Source organism: Amycolatopsis lexingtonensis, assembly GCF_014873755.1.
Classification (GTDB): Bacteria; Actinomycetota; Actinomycetes; order Mycobacteriales; family Pseudonocardiaceae; genus Amycolatopsis; species Amycolatopsis lexingtonensis.
The window spans coordinates 7,266,277-7,279,013 of record NZ_JADBEG010000001.1; the positions used below are offsets into that span (position 1 = coordinate 7,266,277).

Sequence of the window (12,737 nt, forward strand, 5' to 3'; positions counted from 1 at the left end):
CGCGCGTCCGCGAGCGGTCCGGCCTGGTCTCAGTGCGCGTACACCTCGAACTCGTACAGCGAGTAGCCGTACTTCGTGCCGCGCTGGACGCCCTGCAGCTTGACGAACCGGGCCTGGGTCGCGGCGAAGGAGACGTTGTCCTGCCCGCCGTCGCCGTCGGTGACCGAAGCCGCGTCCGTCCAGTGCACCGCGTCCGAGGAGAGCTGGATCTTGTAGCTCTTCCCGTACGCGGCTTCCCAGCTCAGCAGCACCCGGCTGACCTGCTGGACCGAGCCCAGGTCGACGGTGATCGCCTGGTCGTCGCTCCAGTCGCTGGCCCAGCGGGTCGAGGCGTTGCCGTCGATCGCGTTCGACGCCGGCGAGTTGTAGAAGCCGGTCTCGGCGCTGGTGGCGCTGACCGTCTTCCCCGGCGCGAGGTTGGCGATGTTGTCGCCGCGGTGCGCCGCGTACTCGACGACCTGCTGGAACGTCGGGCGGTTCTGCCAGCTGATCTTGTCCTGCGTGATGCCGCCCAGCGGGTTGTGGACGATCGTGTCGGCGCACCACTGGTCGCCGGCCGAGCAGGACGCGTCACCGGGGTAGACGGTGTTCGCGGCCTGGCCGGCGGCAGTGGTCAGCGAGTCCACGAGCGCCTGGCGGCACGTCGTGACGTTGCCGCCGCCGCAGAACGTCTGGCCGAGCGGGCCGGCCACCGGCTGGCCGAGCACCTGCCGGATGTCCTTGCTGACGTAACCCCACCAGCCGAACTGGAACGACGAGCCCTTGTGCGGCTGCCCGGTGTGCTGGCCGTTGCCGTTCTGCCAGCCGGACGGGCTTTCGTTGATGCCCAGCACGCCGGTCATCGCGTTGTAGGCGTCGTCGCCCATGCCCGGCTTGAACTCGGCCTGGACGAGCAGCGGCCACCAGGCGTCGAAGATGCGGATCGCGTCGGCGTCCGCGTACGCCTTGCTGCCCGGCGAAGTCTCCTTGCGCAGGTGGCCGTTCGCCAGCCACGTCTTGAGCTTCGCCTCGGCGTCCGCGGCCGCGCCGGTGGTCGGCGTCTTGTCGAGCACCTGCAGCAGCAGCGGCAGGACGCGCTCGGCGCGCAGGTCCGCGAGCGCGGCGTCCGCCATCGCCTGGGTCAGGTTGACCCGGGTGACCTTGGTGCCGCTGGAGATCAGCTGCTTGACGCGCGAGTCGAGCAGGTCGACACGGTGCACGGCGGACTTGTCCGCGCCCGCGGCCGCGTAACCGTTGGCCTGCGCGTTGTTCCAGCTGACGTAGTAGTCCTGGTTGACCGACTGCGGGTGCTGCGACGCCGGCGTGTAGGTCGCGACGTTGCCCGCCGGGTTCCAGCCGACCCAGTCGTGGCCCTGGTCGCCCCACACCGGCATGTTCGGGTCCACATCGGACTGTCGGGAGGGGTTGCTGCCCGAGTTGAAGTAGGCGATGTCCTTGGAGTCGGCGTAGAACCAGTTGAACGTGTAGTTGATGTCGGCCGCGGCCTTCTGGAAGTCCGCCGCGGACTTAACGAAGCCCGGGTCGTTCAGCTCCTGGAAGCCGATCAGCGAGTCGACCTCGTGGAAGTAGGACGAGCGCAGCGCCGCGTACGCCACCGGCTTGCCGCCGACGGTCGCCCGGCTCTGCACCGGCCCGTACTTCGTCCGGTAGCTGCGCAGGGTGTACGAACCCGCCGCGGTCCCGTCGGCCACGGTCGGCTTCCAGGCGTTCTTGACCTCTACGGTGTCCATCGGGATGCACTGGCCTTGCCAGGTGTAGTAGTTCGAGTCCTTCGTCGGCGCCTTGCCGCTCGGGTCGCACAGCGTCAGCGCGTAGGTGTCGATGATGTCCTGCGCCGACGTCGTCGCGCTCCACGAGTAGTCCTGGCCGCGGCCCAGCAGCGTGTACATGCTCAGGCCGGCGAAGGCCGCGCCGCGCGAGCTGATGCCCGGGCCCTGCAGTTCCTGCAACAGCAGCAGCTGCGGGGCGAAGTAGCCGGTCTGCGGGCCGAACACGGCGACCGGGTGGCCGCTGGCGGTCTTCGCGCCGGAGACGAGCAGCGCGTTGGACATGCCGTGCTTCTCGCTCAGCATGTTGCCGGGCAGCACGCCGTTCTCGAACATGCCGCGGGCGGGCTCCTGCTCGGCGGGCGCGGCGACGTCCACAGTGGACGGGGTGGCGGTCGAGGCCGAGCCGGTCTGGTCGAACACCAGCTGCTGCCCGGTCACCGACCCCTTGTCCGGCAAGGCGCGCCCGACCGCGTTGGCCGGTGTCTTGCCGTACGGGAAGGTCTGGCCGTCGTGCAGCGTCTTGACGGCTTCGGGGTCGTCCTCCGAGCGCAGGCTCTGCCACACCTTCTCGCCCTGCACGACGCCGTACTTCTCCTGCATCGCGAGCTTCGCGATGGCGTTCTGCACCTCGCCGCCGCCGCCCGCGCCGAACTCGGCGCCGACCAGCGAGGCGAGCGCGACCAGGTCGGTCAGCTTGAACGGGTCGATCGACCCGGCGTTGGTGATCGAGTCGACGTGCCCGGTCAGCACGTACTCGCCCGGGAAGTACCGGCCGTTGTAGGAGTCGCTGATGTACTTGTTGATGCCGTCGACGTAGGCCTGCGCGTCGGCGAGGCCCTGCGCGCCGCGCGGGCCGCTGCTCGCGACGTGGTCGATCTGCTGCTGCAGCTCGGCTTCGGTGTACGGCGCGTTCGAGAAGAACTGCTGCTCCAGCTCGCGGTTGGCTTCCGCGCCGCCGGCGAACGGGGTGACCTGCCCGCGCGCGGCGTGGCGCAGGACGTCCATCAGCCACAGCCGGTCCTGCGCGGCGGCGTACCCGGCGCCGAACTCGGTGCCGGCGCGGGTGGTGCCGGTGATGTGCGGGACGCCGAGGGCCTTGTCCCGCACGATCGTCACGTCCGAGCGCGGCTTGGTCGTGCTCGCGACCTGGTCGGCGGCGACGCCGAACGACGAGTCGTTGAAGTACTGGTTGATCGCGCTCGTGGTCAGCGTCTTGTACCCGTTCGCCAGCGAGGCGTACTTCCCGAGCTGGTCGGCGGCGTGCGCGGGGCGGGTGCCGAGCACCTTGTGCGCGAGGATGTCCGCGAGGGTGGCGTTGCCGTTCTCGCCGGGCGGCAGGATGTCGCTGCACTGCCCGCCGCAGTAGTCGTCGGGCGACCCGGCCGCCTGCGCGGCCGGCGCGGTGACGGCGACTTGGGTCAGCCCGGCCACGAGGGCCCCCAGTGCCGTGAAGGTCAAGGCTCGGATGCCTCGTCGCATGCCGGGCTCCCCTCAGCTCAGAAGAGTGACGAAGCGCACGCTACCGAGCAGTAGGACAAGTGTGAAGAGTTTTCGCGTTTTTCCCTCCTTGGGCGTAGGCCGATCGGCGCAGCCCCTCACGCGTGGGTACGGTGAGGCCCATGACCTTGGAAAAGCCCCAAATCGACCGCCCGGACGGACCTGCGCCGGCCGACCTGGAGATCACCGACCTCACCGTCGGTGACGGCGCCGAAGCCACGGCCGGCAAGACCGTCACCGTGCACTACGTCGGCGTCTCGCACTCGTCGGGCGAGCAGTTCGACGCTTCGTGGGACCGCGGTGAGCCGCTGCGCTTCGGCCTCGGCGCCGGCCAGGTCATCTCCGGCTGGGACCAGGGCGTCGCGGGCATGAAGATCGGTGGCCGCCGCAAGCTCGTCATCCCGCCGCACCTGGCCTACGGCGACCGCGGCGCGGGCGGCGTGATCAAGCCCGGCGAAACCCTGATCTTCGTCGTCGACCTGGTCGGCGTGAACTAGCGCATACCCGGCGAAACCGGCCCCGGCGTACCGCGCCGGGGCCGGTTTTTGCTCCAAGCAGCGCCTTTCCGCGCGGCGTGGCGTCACTACCCTCGAAAGTGATCACCGGCCTTCGACTGCCGGTGCAGGACAAGGGGGATCCACCGATGCGCGTCCGCGCTGTGTTCTCTGCTGCCCTTTTGACGCTGGCCGCCGGTCTCGCCACCGCGGGACCGGCGGCGGCCGTGGCCAACGGCTCCGACGTCCCGGCCGGGACGTACCAGTTCGCCGCGAAGCTCACCATGACGAACATCCCGAGGCCCGACGGCACGAAGTACAACAGCGCGTGTTCCGGCGCGCTGATCGCCGCGAAGTGGATCATCACCGCGGGCCACTGCTTCCACGACGCCAACCGCAACCGCGTCTCCGGGCCGGTGCCCTACCCGACGTCGGTGCTGCTCGGCACGGTCAACCAGAGCACGCCGGGCGTGACGCGCAACGTCGTCACGGTCTACCAGGCGAGCGCCAACGACATCGCGATCGCGACCCTGGACGCGGACGTCACCGGCATCACGCCGCTCACCGTCAACCGCGTCACGCCGTCGGTCGGGCAGCTGCTGACGCTCGCCGGCTGGGGCAGCCTCACCGCCACCAACCCCACGCCGTCGACGAAGCTGCAGCAGGGGACGGTGAAGGTCGGCCAGGTCGCCGCCTCGACGCTCGGCGTGCAGGGCGTCGCGCCGACGAGCACCACCAGTGCCTGCGTCTACGACTCGGGCGCGCCGTACTTCGTCGCGGCCGGGACGGGCGGCCAGCTCGTGTCCGTCGAGTCGACCGGGCCGGACTGCCCGCACAACCAGCTCGAAACCACTTCCCGCGTGGACGTCGTCGCGGACTGGATCGCTTCGCACACCGGGTGACCGCCTGGCCGGGCGTCACCCCTGAGTGACGCCCGGCCAGGGAATTCCCAGCACGCCGCGGCGGCAATAGCCTCGAACGTCGACCATCCGCTCGACGAAGGGGAAGAATGCGCCTGCGCGCCCTGCTCGCCGCCGCCGTCCTGACCATCACCGCCGCGCCGACGGCCTGGGCCGTCGCCCACGGCTCCGACGTCCCACCGGGGCAGTTCGGGTTCGTCGCGAAGCTTTCGATGACGAAGATCCCGCGCCCGGACGGCTCCACGTACGCCAGCTACTGCACCGGCGCCCTGATCGCGCCCGGCTGGGTGCTGACGACCGGGCACTGCTTCCACGACGCCCACCGCAACCGCGTCTCGGGCAAGGTCCCGTACCCGACGACGGTGACGCTCGGCCTGGTCGACGAAGCCACCGAATCGGGCGTGGCCCGCAAGGCGACCGAGGTCCTCCAGGCGAAGGAGAACGACGTCGCGCTGATCCGCCTGGACACCCCGGTGACGACGGTGACCCCGCTGGCGGTGAACCGCACGCTCCCGAAGGTCGGCCAGCAGCTGACCCTGGCCGGCTGGGGCAGCCTGACGGCCGCGAACCCGGTCCCGGCCCAGCGGCTGCAGCAGGGCACGGTCGCGGTGGCGAAGGTCGACCCGACGACGCTGGGCGTCCGCGGCGCGGCCCCGGAGATCACGACCAGCGCGTGCACGTACGACTCGGGAGCGCCTTACTTCACGGGCGGCAAACTCGTCGCGGTGGAGGCGACGGGACCCGGGTGCCCCCACGCGGGCATCGAAACCACGAGCCGGGCGGACGTGATCGCGGACTGGATCACCACCCACACGGCGTAGACACGTTCCGTAGCTCGAACACGCCCCAATGTTACTCAGCGTAGGTTTCGGCTATAGCATCATCGCTATGGATTGGGGTACCATCGAGTTGGAGCCGGAGATCCGCGACCGGCTGAGAGGTCTCGACGAGAACGCGATCAACCGCGTCGCCTTCTACATAGATCTCCTGGCCGAACGTGGACCTCTGCTCGGCGAGCCGTACACGAGACAGCTGGACGGGAAGCTCCGCGAACTCCGCTTCTGGCTCGACGAGCAAGCCATACGGATCAGCTACTGGATCGCGCCGGAACGGCGGATCATTCTGATGACGGTATGGCGGAAGACGAAGATGCGCGAAGCCGCCGAAGTCGAGCGAGCCAGACGAGCAGTGCGCCGCTGCCAGGACGAGCGGCACACCCTGGACGAGGAGGAGTCATGACCGATCGCACCTCGTGGAGCGAGCTACGCGAGGAACTTGGCGTCGACCGGACCCACCACGCCTACGAGGCAGCTCGAATTGCTTTCGAACTGGGCGCGGAGGTGCGAACGCTGCGAGAGGAGCGCGGCTGGACGCAGACCGAACTGGCCGAGCGGGCCGGAATGACGCAGTCGGCGATGGCGAGGTTCGAAGCCGGCGGCACGATCCCGACCCTGCCGGTCCTGGAACGCGTCGCGACGGCCCTCCAGATGCGGCTGTCGATCGCGCTCAGCCCCGCCTGATCACCACCCACACGGCGTAACTTCGCCCAGGGCGAACAGGGCCTCCGGACCCGTGACATTCCCCACCGGACCACGCTGGGTGGCGAGGTGCGGCACCGTGGGGGTCCGGGGGCTCGGCCCCCGGGAAAGACCAGGCCAACGGGAAAGGGCCCCGATCGCGCCAGCGATCGGGGCCCTGAACAGCGTGGGCGAGGAGGGAGTTGAACCCTCACGTCCTTTCGGACACACGGACCTGAACCGTGCGCGTCTGCCATTCCGCCACTCGCCCGAGTGCTTCTCTGTGACAGCGAGGAGAAGACTAGCAGGTGGTTTGAACGGGTTTCACCGGGGGCCGTGTAGAGGCTCGCTCACCCGGATAGGATCGATGCGGAAGCACGAGCGTGAGGAGGTTTTCCCCGGTGGGCCGCGCCGAAAGATTCGACAGGCGACTCGAGAACCTGGTGGGGAACACTTTCGCGCGCATGTTCGGTGGCAACGTCGTCACGCAGGAAGTGGCGATCGCCCTGGAACGGGAGAGTGAGGAGAACGTTCGTGAGCTGGCAGGCGGTCGGCAGCTCGCCCCGAATCACTACATCGTGTCCTTGGGGACAGCTGACCACGAGCGCATGGCCGGTGACGAGCAACGGGTCACCCAGGTACTGGCCAAGGCGGTGGCGGAACACCTCGCCGCCGAGGGCCTGGACACCTATGGTGACGTCGTCGTATCACTCGAGCGCAACGAGGCGCTGCATACTGGACAGTTCAAGACCCGTTCGTCCGTCGATCCCGACGCCCGCCCCTCAGGCGCCGGTTCACCGCGGTCGGCACGACCCAGCAACGCAGGAGACCCAGCAATGAGCCAGCCCCCCGGCTACGGCCAATACGACCAGGGTGACCCGTACGGCCAGCAGGGCCAGTACGGCTACGGACAGCAGGGTGGCCAGCAGCCCGGGTACGACCAGGGTTACGGCCAGCAGCAGGGTGGTTACGACCAAGGCGGCTACGCCCAGCCCCAGCAAGGCGGCGGCTACGACCAGGGCGGCTACCAGCAGGGCGGTTACGACCAGGGCGGCTACGCCCAGCCCCAGCAGGGCGGCTACGAGCAAGGTGGCTACCAGCAGGGCGGTTACGACCAGGGCGGCTACGCCCAGCCCCAGCAGGGCGGCTACGACCAGGGCGGCTACCAGCAGGGCGGTTACGACCAGTACGGCGGCCAGCAGCAGGCCGGGTACGACCAGTACGGCGGCCAGCAGCAGGCCGGCTACGACCAGTACGGCCAGCAGCAGGCGTACGGCGCACCGGCCGGCGACCCGTACGCGCAGCAGCAGGGCGGCTACGCCCCGCCCGCGCCGGGACGCCAGCTCGCGGCGAGCCTGCAGCTCGACGACGGCTCGAACCGCACGTACTCGCTGAAGCAGGGCGGGAACGTCGTGGGCCGCGGCCAGGACGCGGACTTCCGCCTCCCGGACACCGGCGTCTCCCGACGGCACCTGGAGATCACCTGGGACGGCCAGAGCGCGACGCTCGCCGACATCGGTTCGACCAACGGCACGACCGTGAACGGCACGCCGGTGCAGACCTGGCAGCTCGCCGACGGCGACGTCATCCGGGTGGGGCATTCGTCCCTCGTGTTCCGTACACAGGGCTGACTCGGGGCACGGAATACTGTTCCCGCAGAATTGACGTGCGGGGGGACCGCGGCGTACCCGCGTCGCGGCTGCACGGACGAGTCGGGAGCGGACACACCAAGTGCCAGAGCTGGTCGTACAACTCACCAGGGTGGGCTTCCTCGTGCTGCTCTGGCTCTTCGTGTTCGCCGCGCTCAGAGTCGTCCGGTCGGACCTCTACGCGGCGTCCGGTATGCGCGTCCAGGTGCCGACCTTCGGGCGCAAGAAAGAGAAGAAGCCGCGTAACAGCAAGTCCCCGCAGCAGCTGCTGGTCACCCACGGCGCACTGGCGGGGACACGCATCGCGCTGGACGGGCGGCCGATCCTGATCGGCCGCGCCGACGACTCCACGCTCGTGCTCGACGACGACTACGCGTCGACCCGGCACGCCCGGATCGCCCAGCGCGGTGAGGACTGGTACGTGGAAGATCTGGGCTCGACGAACGGGACTTACCTGGACCGGGCTAAGGTCACTGCACCCCTCCGGGTCCCGCTCGGAGTCCCCATCCGGATCGGCAAGACGGTGATCGAGCTTCGCCCATGACTCTCGTCCTCCGCTACGCAGCCCGCAGCGACCGGGGCCTGGTGCGTTCGAGCAACCAGGACTCCGTGTACGCCGGCCCTCGCCTGCTCGCGCTCGCCGACGGTATGGGTGGCCACGCGGCGGGTGAGGTGGCCAGCAAGGTCGTCATCGCCTCGCTCGCCCCGCTCGACGACGACGAACCGCGCGACGACCTCCTCGCCCAGCTGCGGGAGGCGGTGGCCAACGGCAACGCCGCCATCGCCGAACTCGTCTCGCAGGACCCCGATCTCGACGGGATGGGCACGACGCTCACCGCGGTGCTGTTCGCGGGCACGCGCCTGGGGCTGGTGCACGTCGGCGACTCGCGGGCGTACCTGCTGCGCGGCGGCCAGTTCGCGCAGATCACGCGCGACGACAGCTTCGTCAACGAACTCCTCGAGCAGGGCCGCATCACGCCGGAAGAGGCCGCGGTGCACCCGCAGCGGTCGCTGCTGCTCAAGGCCCTCACCGGGCACGAGGTCGAGCCGAGCCTGACCGTGCGCGAAGCCCGCGCCGGCGACCGGTACCTGATCTGCTCGGACGGGCTGTCCGGCATGGTCAGCGACGAGACGCTGACCGAGGCCGTGCAGATCCCGGACCCGCAGCAGTGCGCGGACCGGATGATCGAGCTGGCGCTCAAGGGCGGCGGCACGGACAACGTCACGGTGATCATCGCCGACGTGGTCGACGTCGACTTCGGCGAGGACGCGCCCATCGTGGGCGGCGCCGCCGGGGACGGCAGTGACGAGCTGCACCAGGGCGATTCGCCCGCGGCGCGGGCCAGGGCGCTGACCCAGCCGCCACCGCAGCAGCGCCCGGAACTGCCGCAGCCGACCGAAGACCCGAAGGCCAAGCGCCGGAAGCGGTTCCGCTGGCTGGCCGGGGCGCTGGTGGTCCTCGTGGTGCTCGCCGCGGCCGCCATCGCCACCCGGTACTTCGTGCTGAGTCAGTACTATGTCGGCGAAGGTGCGGACGAGGAAGTCGTCATCTACCGCGGCGTCCCCGGCAGCATCCTCGGCATCGACCTGCACACCTACGAGCAGGGCTCCTGCCCGCCCAACCAGGTGTGCACGGACAAGCTGCGCGTCACCCAGCTCCAGGAGGACGCGCGGCTGGCCGTGCAGAACGGCGTCAAGAAGGACAGCCTCGACGACGCCCGGAAGTACATCGACGACTTCCTGCAGCTGCACAAGCGCCTGAACAACTGCGCGCCGACGGGCGGTCAGACCTCGCCGACGCCGACCAACCCGGTCACGCCGACGACGACGCCGACGGCCCCGGCCGGTTCCACCGCTCCATCGTCGGCGAACCAGCCAGCGGGGAGGGACTGCTCGACGCCGAGTTCGACGGCACCGACGACGGGAGGCGGTAACTGATGGGCCAGCCCGTCGCGCGTTCCGCCGAACCGCTCGCCGCCCAGTTCCAGACGAACCCGCCGCGCGAAGTCCCGACCCGCCGCAACACCGAACTCGTCCTCCTGGGCTTCGCGGCGTTCATCGTCACGATCGCGCTGGTGCTCGTCGAAGCGAACCAGGAGCAGGAGCTCACCGCGTCGATCCTCTGGCTCGGGCTGGCCTACCTCGGCATCTTCGCCGCCGCGCACCTCGCCGTCCGCAAGTGGGCGCCGTACGCGGACCCGGTGCTGCTCCCCTGCGTCGCGCTGCTCAACGGCATCGGCCTGGTGATGATCCACCGGATCGACCTGGCGCTGGCCGAGCGGGCCCTGCAGAACGGCAAGGACTACACGCCCGCCGTCACCGCGCAGGTGCTGTTCACGGTGATCTCGCTGGTGTTCTTCGTCGTCGTGCTGATCGTGGTCAACGACCACCGCACGCTGACCCGCTACGGCTACACCGCCGGCCTGGTCGGGATCATCGCGCTGGCGCTGCCCGCGCTGCTGCCGTCGAGCCTCTCCGAAGTCAACGGCGCCAAGGTGTGGCTGAAGCTGCCGTTCTTCTCGATCCAGCCGGGCGAGTTCGCGAAGATCCTGCTGATGATCTTCTTCGCTTCGTTCCTGGTGTCGAAGCGGGACCTGTTCATGGTGGCGGGCAAGAAGCTCGTCGGCGTCGAGCTGCCGCGCGCCCGCGACCTCGGCCCGATCCTGATCGCCGCGTTCGTCTGCATCGGCATCCTGGTGTTCGAGAAGGACCTCGGCACCTCGCTGCTGTTCTTCAGCGTCATCCTGGTGATGCTGTACGTCGCGACCGAGCGGGCCATCTGGGTCGTCCTCGGCCTGAGCTTCTTCGCGGTCGGCTGCGTCATCGCCTACAACCTCTTCGGGCACGTCCAGCAGCGCGTCGCGAACTGGCTGGACCCGCTGGCCACCTACGACCAGGCGGGCGGCGGTTACCAGCTCGCCCAGGGCCTGTTCGGGCTCGGCACCGGCGGCGTCGGCGGCACCGGGCTCGGCGCCGGCCGGCCGGACATGGTGCCCGAGGCCAACACCGACTTCATCACCGCGTCGATCGGCGAAGAGCTCGGCTTCATCGGGCTGGCCGCCGTCCTGATGCTGTACTTGCTGGTCGCGATGCGCGGCATGCGCAGCGCGCTCGCCGTGCGCGACACGTTCGGCAAGCTGCTCGGCGGCGGGCTCGCGTTCACCATGGTCATGCAGATCTTCGTCGTCGTCGGCGGGGTCACGAAACTCATCCCGGAGACCGGTATCACCGCGCCGTTCCTGTCGAAGGGCGGCTCGTCGCTGCTCGCGAACTACATCCTGGTCGCGCTGCTGCTCCGGATCTCCGACGCCGCCCGCAAGCCGGCCGCCCGCCCGAAGCCGCAACCGCAGGCCCAGGCGCCGATCGCGGAAGCGCACACCGTGCTCGTGCAGCGCCCGCCGGCGGACGGGAGCGCGCAGGCATGAACACCCCGCTCCGCAAGGTCGGCATGGCGATGCTCGTCATGGTCGTCCTGCTGCTGGCCAACGCCACCTACATCCAGGTGGTGAAGGCCGACGACTACCGCACCGACTCGCGCAACGCCCGCGTGCTCTACGACGAGTTCGCCCGCCAGCGCGGCAAGATCGTGTCGCAGGCCAACGGCGAGGTGCTGGCCAGCGTCAACCCGTCCAACGACAAGTACAAGTACATCCGGACCTACGCCGACGGCCCGATGTACGCGCCGGTCACCGGCTACTACTCGATCAACTACGGCGCCGGCGGGCTCGAGCGGTCCGAGGACGACGTCCTCAACGGCTCCGACCCGCGGCTGTTCGTGCGGCGGCTGTCGGACATGGTCACCGGCCGCGACCCCAGCGGCGGCAACGTCCGGCTGACCATCGACCCGGCCGTGCAGAAGGCCGCGTACGACCTGATGACGCAGAAGGGCTACACCGGCGCCGTCGTCGCGCTGGAGCCCAAGACCGGCCGGATCCTGGCGATGGTCTCGACGCCGTCGTACGACCCCAACCAGCTGGCTTCGCACACGTCGAAGGCGCAGACCGACGCCTGGAACGCGAACAACAAGGACCCGAAGAAGCCCATGCTGAACCGGGCGATCTCCGAGACCTACCCGCCGGGGTCGACGTTCAAGCTCGTCACCGCGTCGGCCGTGCTCGAGGACGGCAAGGGCCCGGACACCCCGGTCGACCCCGCGCCGAACACGAAGCTCCCCGGCACCAGCGTCACGCTGGAGAACTACGCCGGCGCCGCCTGCCCGGGCACCACGTTCAAGGACGCGCTCGCGCACTCCTGCAACGTGCCCTTCGCGCAGTTCGCCGGCCAGCTGGGCGCGGACAAGCTGAAGAAGACGGCGGCGAACTTCGGCATCGGGCAGACCGACCTGACCGTGCCGATGAAGGTCGCGCCGTCGACCGTCGGCCCGCTCGACTCGCAGGGCGCGCTCTACCAGAGCGGCATCGGCCAGCGCGACGTCCGGCTGACCCCCCTGCAGGACTGCCTGCTCGCGGCCACCGTGGCCAACGGCGGGATGGCGATGAAACCGCAGCTGGTGCAGTCGGTGCTGGCCCCGGACCTGTCGACCATCGAGGACTACAGCCCCACCGAGCTCACCGGCACGGCGGCACTTTCGTCGTCGAACGCCGCGATCCTCAAGGACATGATGATCGCTTCCGAGGGCTTCACCAAGGGCGGCGGCAAGCGCGCCGACATCCAGATCGCGTCGAAGACCGGCACCGCCGAGCACGGCACGGACTCCAAGAACACCGCACCGCACGCCTGGTACACCGCCTTCGCCCCGGCGAACGACCCGCAGATCGCGGTCGCCGTCATCGTCGAGGACGGCGGCAACCGCGGGCTCGCGGCCACCGGCGGCACCGTCGCGGCGGAGATCGGCCGTGCCGCGATCAACGCCAAGCTCGGGGGTGGATAG

Annotated in this window: 11 protein-coding genes and 1 tRNA gene; 10 read left to right on the forward strand and 2 right to left on the reverse strand. The window is 69.7% G+C overall.

Going from position 1 to position 12,737, the window contains the following annotated elements:
• Nucleotides 1-29: 29 nt before the first annotated feature.
• On the reverse strand, nucleotides 30-3,248 hold the full coding sequence (locus H4696_RS33460) for a penicillin acylase family protein (RefSeq protein ID WP_192782673.1): 3,219 nt from the start codon (nucleotides 3,246-3,248) through the stop codon (nucleotides 30-32).
• A 140-nt stretch (nucleotides 3,249-3,388) separates the two neighbouring features.
• On the opposite strand from H4696_RS33460, the gene H4696_RS33465 reads away from it, so the two are divergent.
• From H4696_RS33465 to H4696_RS33485, 5 genes are all read left to right on the forward strand, one after another.
• The gene (locus H4696_RS33465) at nucleotides 3,389-3,763 is read left to right on the forward strand and encodes an FKBP-type peptidyl-prolyl cis-trans isomerase (protein WP_086856180.1); all 375 of its coding nucleotides are present in this window, start codon (nucleotides 3,389-3,391) and stop codon (nucleotides 3,761-3,763) included.
• Nucleotides 3,764-3,909: 146 nt separating this feature from the next.
• Complete coding sequence (locus H4696_RS33470) at nucleotides 3,910-4,662, forward strand: S1 family peptidase (protein WP_086856181.1); 753 nt, start codon at nucleotides 3,910-3,912, stop codon at nucleotides 4,660-4,662.
• A 107-nt stretch (nucleotides 4,663-4,769) separates the two neighbouring features.
• Entirely contained in the window at nucleotides 4,770-5,501 is a 732-nt protein-coding gene (locus tag H4696_RS33475; protein ID WP_086856182.1) for a S1 family peptidase, read from the forward strand.
• A gap of 67 nt (nucleotides 5,502-5,568) precedes the next feature.
• Nucleotides 5,569-5,919, forward strand: coding sequence for a type II toxin-antitoxin system RelE/ParE family toxin (locus H4696_RS33480; RefSeq protein WP_086856205.1), 351 nt, complete (start codon nucleotides 5,569-5,571; stop codon nucleotides 5,917-5,919).
• Nucleotides 5,916-6,200 carry a helix-turn-helix domain-containing protein gene (locus H4696_RS33485; RefSeq protein ID WP_086856183.1) on the forward strand — a complete coding sequence of 95 codons (285 nt, stop codon included), beginning with the start codon at nucleotides 5,916-5,918 and terminating at the stop codon, nucleotides 6,198-6,200. The genes H4696_RS33480 and H4696_RS33485 overlap by 4 nt, the downstream gene beginning before the upstream one ends.
• A gap of 185 nt (nucleotides 6,201-6,385) precedes the next feature.
• On the opposite strand, the gene H4696_RS33490 is transcribed toward H4696_RS33485, so the two are convergent.
• Nucleotides 6,386-6,468 (reverse strand) — tRNA-Leu (locus H4696_RS33490).
• Between the two features lie 130 nt (nucleotides 6,469-6,598).
• On the opposite strand from H4696_RS33490, the gene H4696_RS33495 reads away from it, so the two are divergent.
• From H4696_RS33495 to H4696_RS33515, 5 genes are all read left to right on the forward strand, one after another.
• On the forward strand, nucleotides 6,599-7,828 hold the full coding sequence (locus H4696_RS33495) for an FhaA domain-containing protein (protein ID WP_086856184.1): 1,230 nt from the start codon (nucleotides 6,599-6,601) through the stop codon (nucleotides 7,826-7,828).
• Between the two features lie 100 nt (nucleotides 7,829-7,928).
• On the forward strand, nucleotides 7,929-8,390 hold the full coding sequence (locus H4696_RS33500) for an FHA domain-containing protein FhaB/FipA (RefSeq protein WP_003079002.1): 462 nt from the start codon (nucleotides 7,929-7,931) through the stop codon (nucleotides 8,388-8,390).
• Nucleotides 8,387-9,784 carry a PP2C family protein-serine/threonine phosphatase gene (locus H4696_RS33505; RefSeq protein ID WP_086856185.1) on the forward strand — a complete coding sequence of 466 codons (1,398 nt, stop codon included), beginning with the start codon at nucleotides 8,387-8,389 and terminating at the stop codon, nucleotides 9,782-9,784. The genes H4696_RS33500 and H4696_RS33505 overlap by 4 nt, the downstream gene beginning before the upstream one ends.
• Nucleotides 9,784-11,271 (forward strand): FtsW/RodA/SpoVE family cell cycle protein, encoded by a 1,488-nt coding sequence (locus tag H4696_RS33510; protein ID WP_086856186.1) that lies wholly within the window; start codon nucleotides 9,784-9,786, stop codon nucleotides 11,269-11,271. Before H4696_RS33505 ends, H4696_RS33510 begins: the two co-directional genes overlap by 1 nt.
• Complete coding sequence (locus tag H4696_RS33515; protein WP_086856187.1) at nucleotides 11,268-12,737, forward strand: peptidoglycan D,D-transpeptidase FtsI family protein; 1,470 nt, start codon at nucleotides 11,268-11,270, stop codon at nucleotides 12,735-12,737. Before H4696_RS33510 ends, H4696_RS33515 begins: the two co-directional genes overlap by 4 nt.

Bases quoted from the DNA above. Each gene is read 5' to 3' on its own strand.
- H4696_RS33480 (WP_086856205.1), top strand. From the start codon at position 5,569: ATGGATTGGGGTACCATCGAGTTGGAGCCGGAGATCCGCGACCGGCTG.
- H4696_RS33505 (WP_086856185.1), top strand. From the start codon at position 8,387: ATGACTCTCGTCCTCCGCTACGCAGCCCGCAGCGACCGGGGCCTGGTG.
- H4696_RS33510 (WP_086856186.1), top strand. From the start codon at position 9,784: ATGGGCCAGCCCGTCGCGCGTTCCGCCGAACCGCTCGCCGCCCAGTTC.
- H4696_RS33470 (WP_086856181.1), top strand. From the start codon at position 3,910: ATGCGCGTCCGCGCTGTGTTCTCTGCTGCCCTTTTGACGCTGGCCGCC.
- H4696_RS33485 (WP_086856183.1), top strand. From the start codon at position 5,916: ATGACCGATCGCACCTCGTGGAGCGAGCTACGCGAGGAACTTGGCGTC.
- H4696_RS33460 (WP_192782673.1), bottom strand. From the start codon at position 3,248: ATGCGACGAGGCATCCGAGCCTTGACCTTCACGGCACTGGGGGCCCTC.
- H4696_RS33475 (WP_086856182.1), top strand. From the start codon at position 4,770: ATGCGCCTGCGCGCCCTGCTCGCCGCCGCCGTCCTGACCATCACCGCC.
- H4696_RS33515 (WP_086856187.1), top strand. From the start codon at position 11,268: ATGAACACCCCGCTCCGCAAGGTCGGCATGGCGATGCTCGTCATGGTC.
- H4696_RS33465 (WP_086856180.1), top strand. From the start codon at position 3,389: ATGACCTTGGAAAAGCCCCAAATCGACCGCCCGGACGGACCTGCGCCG.